Origin of the sequence: Cupriavidus sp. UYPR2.512 (assembly GCF_000379565.1) — a bacterium.
Lineage (GTDB): Bacteria > Pseudomonadota > Gammaproteobacteria > Burkholderiales > Burkholderiaceae > Cupriavidus.
The window spans coordinates 1-7,481 of record NZ_KB902895.1 but is presented as its reverse complement, the minus strand read 5'-3'; the positions used below and the strand labels follow the sequence as shown (position 1 = coordinate 7,481).

The following is a 7,481-nucleotide window of genomic DNA, read 5'->3' as shown; positions in this document are numbered from 1 at the left end:
AGCGTTTATCCATTTATAGATCGTGGTGCGATTGAATCCGTAGGAGGCAATCACGTCTGCCGGCCGCTCGCCTTCACGAACCCGCTCAATCGCCATGAGGCGAATCGCCTCCAGCGTCTGATGATCAAATGTCCGTCCGTCTCGCTTCATGCACGATCCNACCGATGCAGGGCCCATGAAGTTCCAAAATTGTCGACTAACTTACCGACCCATGAGTAAAACCTTCGGCCCCCTGTCCGAACAAATGAAGCCACCTCTAACGACAATCCGAAAGAGTTTACAACCCCACCCGCTATGTCATTGACCGTAAACGACTTTTCGCGGCACGCCATGGGTCACGACTTGTGTGTAATGAGGTGCGTCTAGCCACCGTATCATGCGCAACACCCTTGCCGGTGATGACGTTAGCTCAAGTCCGCTCCAGGTGTGATAGACGCCATTCGCGAATCTCCGGTACTACATGAGCAGTGCGGGCCATGTCGTCTACACGTTGATACAACGCGGCACTGTATCCGGGCTGTGAGGTGACAGCCCATTCCAGCCATGTCTTTCCACCTGCATGCCTGATCTGTACTCTTCCAACATCGTCCAATGCGGTTGGATCAAGAACAGGCACCTTGAGTCCCGCGCTAAGCCCAAGGCCGCATGCTTTCGCATAAGCTTCCTTTCTGACCCACATACGGAAGAAACCGCGTTTCGCGGCGCCCGCACTGAAGTTAGCCAGCAGTTGACACTCCTGCCGATCGAATACCGACACTGCGAGCTCGTGAACATTGAACGAATCGACCTCCCGTTCGACATCGATCCCCACCGCACCAAGATTCGAGACAGCAATTAATGCTATTTCGTCGGCATGGGCTAAGCTGAACTCGAGATTGCTGGCTGAAAACTGAGGAGGTAACGATGGCTTACCGTGCGTTCCAATTTCATATTCGTGTTCAAACCGGTTCATCTTCAAATGGTGCGCAAGGATTCGTCGGAGCGCATAGTGACTCACAACGTAGGACGCGCGATCTCGATCGAAATGGAGGGCCGAGGCCCGCTGGCGCTCGCTGGCAGACAACCCGTCCAGGAGGCGGGGTATCGTGTCTGTGTACTCTATAGTTCTTACTACCCAGACAAGTAGCATCTGCCTCCCCCTCGACGACGAAACATGGCCACTCTTAATCCAAGTCGAACAGTAATCGATCGGCCGCCCGCGTAAGGGCTTCATCCATCATCCGTCGAAACTCTGTCTCATCCCATTCGCCTCGCTCGACGCGATGCAATACTGCTTCCCCAATCAGCAAGATTTTCCGCTGGCGGTCAGCGCGACTTTGTTTGTAGGCTTGCCTTCGTGTTTTCTCCGCAGTTCGTCGCGCCTCCTTCAGTTCTTCAAGCTTCTTGTTGGTGGCTGCAATTCTCGTTTTGAGTATGGTCATAGTGATTTACCTTGACTGTCTCTTAGGGGGAGATGCGAGATTCCCAATCTTCCGAGCCACTGAAATAGTCGGTTTAACAGGGTCTCCATGTTCGCGAGGTAAGAATCAAGATTGGAGCATCTGAGCTCATCGAGCCTCGCTGTGAACTGCCTGTGTCGATATCAGTAGACCACCTCCGGCAGCTGGTTTCGAGCCAGTTAGAGATTGTGCCGACGATTCTTGATGAGAGGACTCAATGCTTCGCGAAAAGGATCAACTACAGCGTGTAAACGGTATCAAAAGTACATCGGCTACTGCCCCCCGGGTGCAAGTGACAGGAGGCTGACCGGGCTGGCCGAGTTTCAATACTGTATGGCATCCCCTTGCTGGTCGCCAACCGGCTCCATGGCTTGACTTTGCAGCAAGTGGTAATAGTGTCCATCTTTCTTCATGGATAGTTCCGCGTGGGCTCCTTGTTCAACGAGTTTACCGTGATCGAAGACCAAGATTCGATCGACTTTTTGCATGATCGACAATCGGTGCGCTACGATGATTGTGGTTCGATCGGAAATCAGCTCTTCTATTGCATTCTGAATGAGTGATTCAGACACGCCATCGAGGTTGGACGTTGCCTCATCTAGGACAAGAATCGGAGCGTTGGTCAAAATGGCGCGTGCTAGGGCAATGCGTTGTCGCTCTCCGCCTGATAGCCTCACCCCGCGTTCGCCGACAGGCGTGTTGTAAGCATTAGGTAGCTGGGAAATGAAGTCGTGCGCGTAAGCTTGCTTCGCCGCATGGATGATTTGGGTCATTGTTGCGTTTGGCTTACCATAGGCGATATTTTCCGCCAGTGTACGATGGAAAAGCATCGGTTCCTGTGGGACTAGTGCGATTTGATGCCGAAGGCTCTCTTGTGTGACTTTGGAGATGTCTTGATCGTCAATTAGAATATTTCCATCTTCTAAATCATAATGGCGTTGGAGCAGTTTGATGAACGTACTTTTCCCGCTGCCAGAGCGGCCAACGATGCCGACGCGTTCGCCAGCATGGATGGTTAGTGAGATCCGATCATAGATTGATCGTGGTTGACCGGGATAGCGGAAACTCACTGCTTTAAAATCAATTTGGCCACGAGAGATAGAAATCGATGGCGCGTCAAGCGAATCTTTGGGATCCAGCGGCGAGCTCACGAGGCCAGCGAATTCTTCCATCTCACCGACTGCACGTTGCAGGATACGAGCGTGCAAACCGATATCGCGCAGATGGCTATGAATCAGCGCATGGGTGGTCATCACATAGGCCAAGCCGCCAACAGTTACGAGACCACGTTGCCACTGCGATAGGCTCACATAGAGCACAACGGCATTCAAGGCCACCACTATTAGATTCTGGATCGAGCCAGAATTGACGCTACGATCCCACGCCTCAACGGTTCGTTGCCTCCATAGCTCAGTAGCTTGCGCGATGGAGGTATCCTCTCGCAGTTCGGCCCCGAACGATTTCACGATCGCATTGCCGGCGATAGCATCTGCGATGCGCCCACTAAGTTCGGAGTCTACTGTGCTCGCTTGCTGGGCTGCAGGAATGACATAGCACGAAGTTAAATATAGGCTGACTGATACGAATAGAAAAACTCCAATCATTGTTATTAGTCCAATAATTGGCCAATTGATACTTAGTAACACTGTGGCAATGAGTAACACCATGAAGGTAGGTGTGGCTTCAACGAGAATTATTTCGTTTATACTATCAATCGCCCATGTACCTCGAGTGATCTTACGAATAGTCTCGCCGAGCAGATTGCTACTGTGCCAGTCGGTAGAAAGTCTTTGTACATGCCAGAAAGCACGCTGAGTCATATCCTGGATGACAGAGGAGGTTAGCCGATTCACCGTTCTAAGGATTAGATCGCGGATCGTCAGATGAATGACACCTAGAGCAACAATAGCTAATAGGATATTGAATGGGGAGCTATGTTCATGAGAAGTTGTTGTGATGGCATTGATCATGTTGCCAGTAAAGACCGGCAGCATGACCTCTATCGCCGTAATCCCTAGCATGCTAACTAGTATAAATGCGATCGATAGCGGATGGCGCTGCCAGTACTCGAAGCTCAGACGGAGAATTCTCAACATGGGTTCGGGAGCGTCCATGAGGTGCTTGTCCAGAAGCGAATATCGGTTGAGCTGGATAAGCATGGGGTTACTTGTTGTTGTCACATGGAATATTGCACCCATATGTTAGGCTCGACGTAGACTGCGTAATCCTGCTCGATGGATACGGAAACCGGCGCTAGCGCCCCATCTACCTCAATCATTCCTGATTGCTCAAATGGAATGCCTGTCCATTGTGACCATTCCGATATCGATCCAACGATGGTCATCGAGTACGGGGCCACCTTCACTATTTTTCCTCCAGAATTGATATGTGTTCTCAGCCACGAATCCGCAGGTGCTCCGTCACTTCTTTTTAAATTAATGTAGTCTCGCATTGATATCGTCTTGTTCAAATGCTTTTGACTTGGCCTGACTGGAATAAAGATGTCGAAGAATCCAAGATTTCTTGCGCATGTCTTGAGCGCACCCAACATCTTCAGTGCATTCCCAATACCCCGTGCTTCTGGCCGTAAGGTAACTTCAAGTGCTCCCATTGTTGTCGGTGCTCGCCCTATCAGCTTGTCTTCGTGGGCCCAGCGAATCATTTGGTCCCATCCACCATCAGGTAACTCCGTACGGCCGTTTCTTCCAAAGAAAAATGGTATACCGAATGCGCGACCAACCACATTTCCGTCTATCACTCCGGCAAAAGCGTAATCCAAATAGCCTAGGAATACGGCCTCCCCGAAATATAGTTTGGCTACGGGATCGTGTCGCATGAAATTCGGCCAAACACAATTCAAATCCTCGGATAGGACGTGAGGAATCAAATCCGGCCGGCGATTTAGGGGGATTATTTCCATCAAAACTCTCCTCCAATGGGGTTATCGTTCAGGTGATAATTGGAAAAAATATCTTGCTTCGCATGATTATATCTATCGCCAAATTTCGGAAGCTAGTGTGATGTTGCCGAGCGTATTCTTCGAACCAGAAATTCTGACTTTTCCAAGGTTGTTATCCCTCGATCGATTAGATTTCTCATGCCAGATTCTTTGTCTTCCGCTGCCTGCCTGATTAGCCGCGAGCTGAGGCAGAGGCGTAGGGCTGCTACTTGATCTCCTTGAGTTTCGCCGCAAACCACCGGCTGCCCTATTTCGCAACGTGCCGCAATAATTTTCTGCGTTCTGTCACCAGTGTTTTTCGCTATCCGTTTGTTCATCTGGTTATAAATTAATCGAGTTGACTCCAGTGATAGCGGTTTTGCTTTCCTCCCTCGATGCTTTTCAAGCATGATGAAAGGGAATATTGTTTGAATATGATCCCATGATTCGCAGGTCCCAGATGGATCGCGCCGCAACGCGGGGTTCTTTAGGAAAAGAAAATGTTGAGATTCATCTAACCAAGTTGACACAGCATGTTCGAAAGTTCTAGCGATGTAAGTTACTTGGTCTTCTGGAATGCGAAGAAATGCGCGCAGCTCCGCAAGCGCAGCAGCCCATCTTAAGATGAGTCCAAAGTTGCAAGAATTAGGGAGCGATTGGACTCCAGCCCAATGTTGAGGCCATTCTGCGCGGGAGCTGTTGATGCCGCCCATTGAGGTAAGTGGTCTTTTGATTAATCTACTCGTACTTGATTCGGGTATAAGTAAGACCGAGGAAAATGTCGGGCCGCTCAGGAATTTTGACCCGGTAACAATCACCATGAAGTCCGTCTTGATGTAATTGTTGAGAGTTGTGATGGATATTCTGAATTGAGATGCATCCACGAGGATCTCAATGACATGAGGCCACCTGATTTTCAGAGCGAGGGCTAGAGCTGGACTCGGAGACAATAGGCCAGTTTTTGAGACGTCGGTGAGTGTTATTAGGATTCGATCGTATTTTTGGATTGCGCTCGATACCAGTGACTCCAAGTCATCATCGATTGATTGAGTAGTCCTAGCGCTACAGTCAGAGGCGCGTAATGATATTGACTCGACGTCAATCTTTCCGAAAGGATTGTTTTCTAGGTTGGTTTGAAAAGGCATTTGGCATTCTCCACCCATCAAGGCTGATTTTATGCCACTCCCCGTTTCAGAAGGTTGAACCATCACCGACAGCACCCTTTTCTTTGAACTTCCTACGATTAATTTTGAAGCCAAGATGTGTGAGTCCGTTCCAGATGGGGAAAATACAACCTCAGTCCCTTGATAACTTTCAAGATTGAAAATATCGATGATCTGATTTCTTAGCCTGGCTATTTCTCCGAGATAGACATTATGTGGAGTTTCTCTCATCAAGCACCGATTGATTCGGTGATGTGCATCCCCGGCGGCGAGAAAACCGATTTCTGAAATCGTGGATGCGGTGGCCGAGCCGAAAGGCAATAGGCTGCTGTCAGGTTCGGGGGCGCATCCATATTTATTTCTGAGGGTTAGCGGATCAAGACTGATTCTATAGTCGCCTCCGTATGTCAATAGTCTGGATACGTTTTCTCTATGTGGATACGTTTCCTCAGAGGGGATGGAATTCATATCTGGATCAATCATTTTCGCAATTTTGTCGGTTATTTGTTGATTTATTCAGGTGTAAGGAGATTGATTTTGCAAGGGCGCGTCGATTTTCTCGATCGCTCATTATGCTCACATGATCGCCGTTGATTGGTATGGTATGGATGGAGTTGGCCTCTGAAACTCTATCCCATCCTCGCATGGGAGATAGCTCTTCATCGTCTATCTTGTTCCACTTCTCGGATGTGCGGCGGCCAATAGGGTTCTCGATAGCGTAGAATTGGTGAATTTCTATCGGGAATGAGGGAGGGGTGTAGATCTGTAGTGCTGTATGGAAGCGAACGTACATCAGAGCATTGTTATGTGTGTCTTGTTCAATTTTTATTGCTCCGATGTCGTGAGCTTCTTGGAGGATTTCGCTGATAGAGCTACGCGTGGAAATGGAATCAAGATAGTCAAGTGTGACGTCATCTATGGATTCCATGGGCTCAAACATCAGTTTCGTGATGATTTCAGCACCAGACATTACCATAGGATTTCTTGGCAAAATGCTGTCGATGAGGGCTAGGAAGGATACCTCTTCATTGATATCGAAAAAGCGGTGCGATATCGCGTAGGCAAGGATCGCCCCGGATGAGTATCCAGCGAGTCTATATGGTCCTTTTGGCTGTATATTCTTTATGACTGAAACTACATGATCAGAGATTTTCTCGATTGTTAACTGTTCGAAGTCATCGAAGATGGGCCATGGGATGGCATAGATCGGGCAATCTATTTCCATTTCTTTTGACAAAGGGAGCACGTACGAATAGTCCCCATATCCGGTAGGGACAAAGAAGATGGGAGATTGGGAACCAGATTGCCGAACTGGAAGTGCCCCAACAGAGTAACTGCTCGGGGTGAACTTAACGGTTTGCGAGAATTCTCTTAAGATCGGGGTCTGGAAAAGATCGGTCGCGCTAAATTTCATTCCGAGGTTTTGCGCTCGGCTGAGGAGTCGTACGGCCAGCAGCGAATGCCCACCCAGCTCAAAGAAGTGGTCGTGGCGGCCAACGCGCTCCAGGCCCAACAGCTCCGCCCACAGCCCAGCCAGCACCGTCTCGATCTCGCCCCGCGGGGCCTCATAGGTATGCCGCGCATAGGCGTCCGGCGCCGGCAGCGCCTTGCGATCGAGCTTACCGTTGGGCGTCAGCGGCAGCACCTCCAGACACACGAACGCCGACGGCACCATGTACTCGGGCAGCCGCGCGCTCAGGTGCGCACGCAGCGTGGCCGCAAGCTCCCCAAGTTCGCTCGCCGCCTCCCCCGGCACGCCCACCACGTAGGCCACCAGGCGCGGCTCGCCGGCCCGATCCTCGCGCGCCACCACCACCGCATCGCGTACCCAGGCGTGCTCGTTCAGCCGCGCCGCGATCTCGCCCGGCTCGATCCGGAAGCCGCGGATCTTGATCTGGTCGTCGCTGCGCCCCAGGTACTCCAGGTTGCCGTCCGGCAGGT

General features: G+C 50.5%; 7 protein-coding genes. All 7 read right to left on the bottom strand.

Features of this window, described 5'->3' with window-relative positions:
* Nucleotides 1-150, bottom strand: a 150-nt coding sequence (locus A3A5_RS44010; RefSeq protein WP_018310265.1) for a helix-turn-helix domain-containing protein, incomplete at its 3' end; no start/stop codon positions are given.
* Between the two features lie 259 nt (nt 151-409).
* On the bottom strand, nt 410-952 hold the full coding sequence (locus tag A3A5_RS41050; RefSeq protein ID WP_232431300.1) for a 4'-phosphopantetheinyl transferase superfamily protein: 543 nt from the start codon (nt 950-952) through the stop codon (nt 410-412).
* Nucleotides 953-1,163: 211 nt separating this feature from the next.
* Nucleotides 1,164-1,421, bottom strand: a complete 258-nt coding sequence (locus tag A3A5_RS41045; protein WP_081623840.1) for a hypothetical protein — start codon at nt 1,419-1,421, stop codon at nt 1,164-1,166.
* Nucleotides 1,422-1,762: 341 nt separating this feature from the next.
* Nucleotides 1,763-3,637: an ABC transporter ATP-binding protein gene (locus A3A5_RS0108985; protein WP_081623839.1), complete on the bottom strand. Its 1,875-nt coding sequence runs from the start codon at nt 3,635-3,637 to the stop codon at nt 1,763-1,765.
* A complete protein-coding gene (locus tag A3A5_RS38030; protein WP_198293119.1) occupies nt 3,616-4,359 on the bottom strand; it encodes a hypothetical protein in 744 nt (247 codons plus the stop codon). Before A3A5_RS38030 ends, A3A5_RS0108985 begins: the two co-directional genes overlap by 22 nt.
* Before the next feature lie 92 nt (nt 4,360-4,451).
* Nucleotides 4,452-6,023 carry a hypothetical protein gene (locus A3A5_RS41040; protein WP_198293118.1) on the bottom strand — a complete coding sequence of 524 codons (1,572 nt, stop codon included), beginning with the start codon at nt 6,021-6,023 and terminating at the stop codon, nt 4,452-4,454.
* On the bottom strand, nt 6,016-7,481 hold a 1,466-nt coding region (locus A3A5_RS38025), incomplete at its 5' end, for a thioesterase domain-containing protein (protein ID WP_035812129.1). The genes A3A5_RS41040 and A3A5_RS38025, both read right to left, overlap by 8 nt.